Consider the following 2,614-nt stretch of genomic DNA (forward strand, 5'->3'; position numbering starts at 1 on the left):
GAACCGAACACCGACACCAGATTCGCCAACGCCCCATGCCCCACACCCACACCCTTCGGCCGACCAGTCGACCCAGACGTGTAGATCACATAGGCGAGCCCGTCACGCTCCGCCGGGCGCTGCGGGGCGCAGGCGGGCAGCCGGTCGAGGGCCGCGAGCGTGGCGTCGTCGTCGAGCCACAGGACGCGCTCGACGCCGAGGTCGCCGGCGACTCCGTCGGCGGCGTCGCGGGAGCTGACGACCACGCGGGCGCCGCTGTCGGAGAGGACGAACGCGAGCCTGTCCACCGGGTGTTCGGGGTCGAGCGGGACGTAGGCGCCGCCGGCCTTCCAGACGCCGAGGATCGCGGTGATCATGTCGATGCCGCGCGGCAGGCAGAGGCCCACGACGGACTCGGCGTGGACGCCGAGTCCGAGGAGGTAGTGGGCCAGCCGGTTGGCGCGTGCGTCGAGCTCCGCGTACGTCACCTCGACGCCCTCGAAGACGACGGCGACGGCGTCCGGGGTGCGGGCGGCGTGGCCCTCGAAGAGTCCGGGCACGAGCGGCGCTTCGGTGCCGGTCTCCGTGGCGTTCCACTCCTGCAGGAGGCGGTGGCGCTCCTCGGGGTCCAGGACGTCGACGGCGCTCAGCCGGGTGCCGGGGTCGCCGACGAGGAGGCCGAGGGCGCGGGTGAGCCGCCCGGCGAGGCGGGCGGCGGAGTCGGCGTCGAAGAGGTCGGCCGCGGCGACGACGGAGCCTCGCAGTCCGGCCGGGACGCCGTCGGGGCCGAAGGCCTCCTCGACGCCGACCTCCAGGTCGAACTTGGCGATGGTACGGGTGGCGAGGTCGCGCGAGACCTCGTCGGAGGCCACGTCGGCGAGCGACCCGGCCGTAGCGCCGGGGAGGCTGACCTCGGCCTGGGCGTTGTTCTCGACGGTCAGCATGACCTGGAAGAGCGGGTGGCGGGCCAGGGACCGCGTCGGCGCGAGCTCCTCCACCAGCTTCTCGAACGGCACGTCCTGGTGCGCGAACGCGGACAGGCCCGTCTCGCGGACCCGGACCAGCACCTCGCGGAACGTCGGGTCACCCGACAGGTCCGTACGCAGCACCAGCGTGTTCACGAAGAACCCGACCAGGTCGTTCAGGGCGACGTCGGTGCGGCCCGCGACGGCGGCGCCGATCGGGACGTCGGTGCCCGCGCCCAGGCGGGAGAGCGTCATGGCGAGGACGGCCTGGAACACCATGAAGGTGGTGACGCCCTCGGCGCGGGCCAGCTCCTGCAGCCGGGCGTGGACGTCGGCGGGCACGGAGAAGGGGGCGCTGTGCCCCCGGTGCGAGGCGACGCCCGGGCGCGTGTGGTCGAAGGGCAGCTCGAGCTCTTCGGGCGCTCCGGCCAACTGTTCACGCCAGTAAGCCACTTGACGGGCGCCGACGCTGTCGGGGTCGCCGTCGTCGCCGAGCAGTTCGCGCTGCCACAGCGCGTAGTCGGCGTACTGCACCTCCAGCGGCTCCCACCGCGGGGCGCTCCCGGCGCAGCGCGCCGCGTACGCCTCGGACAGGTCGCGCGCCAGCGGGCGCATCGAGTGGCCGTCGCCCGCGATGTGGTGGACGACGACGGCGAGGGCGTGCTCGTCCTCGCCGGCCGAGAACAGCCATGCCTTGATGGGGAGTTCGGCGGCCAGGTCGAACGCGTACCCGAAGACGCCGGTGACGGAAGCGGCCAGGTCGGCGGGGGTCGCGCCACCGGGCAGGTCGACAGTCTGCAGCTCCCAGTCCAGATCCTCAAGTGCGTGGATGCGCTGGTACGGCTCGCCGCCCTCGGCCGCGAACGTCGTGCGCAGCACCTCGTGGCGCTCCAGCACGTCCCGCAGGGCCGTGGCCAGCGCGTTCTTGTCGACCGGGCCCGAAAGACGCAGCGATACCGGGATGTTGTAGGTCGCGCTGGGGCCCTCCAGCTGCTGGATGAACCACAACCGGCGCTGCGCGAAAGACAACGGAATCATCAGGAACCTTCCTGGTTTCGTCCCGGCCGCAACGTCGGCCCAGGCTGACTGTCGAACTTCTGCCGCCGCTCACCCCCGTCCGGAAGGAAGGTCGGCGTGTACGTGGTCAAGGCCATGGGGCCCTGTACGGCTGAACAGATGGAGCGATGGAGCGATGGAGGGGAACGGTGGCGGTCGCGGATTCCTGGGAATGCGGCCGGTCGGCCCCTCGGGTCGGGAATCCCTCGGCAATTCCTGGATCCCCGGTTGGCGCGACTCACTATGACCCAGCCCGTACGGACGATCAACGGTGTTCCGCTCCGACGGCCCGGCGTCCGTACGCGGAGACGAACACACAGATCAGACGGCATGGACCCGCTTGTTCAACCGCCCCGGAACGGCAGTTGAACGAGGCCGGCGGCGAGTGGTCCGTCCGCGCATGCCGACGCACGAAGGCACTCCGAACACAACCCCTCGCAAGCGAAAACGGTTCGGCCGTCGCACCCGATATCCGGGGGTGCGACGGCCGAACCGTTTTCTTTTTGTCGAGTGTTTTCTTCGGTTTTCCTCAGACGATCTCAGGCCCGAGGGACTTTCTGTTCAACTCCCCCGCCTTGACAGATTCGACGGGGCCGCTTTCAGGTTTCCGATGC

At 70.8% G+C, this 2,614-nt stretch carries 1 protein-coding gene; it reads right to left on the reverse strand.

All coding sequences use genetic code 11. The features are described 5' to 3' along the window. Positions 1-1,982: condensation domain-containing protein (locus ABT160_RS36830; protein WP_351652449.1), on the reverse strand; the 1,982-nt coding region annotated here is incomplete at its 3' end. Between the last annotated feature and the right edge of the window lie 632 nt (positions 1,983-2,614).

Origin of the sequence: Streptomyces sp. NPDC001941, assembly GCF_040296945.1 — a bacterium.
GTDB lineage: Bacteria > Actinomycetota > Actinomycetes > Streptomycetales > Streptomycetaceae > Streptomyces.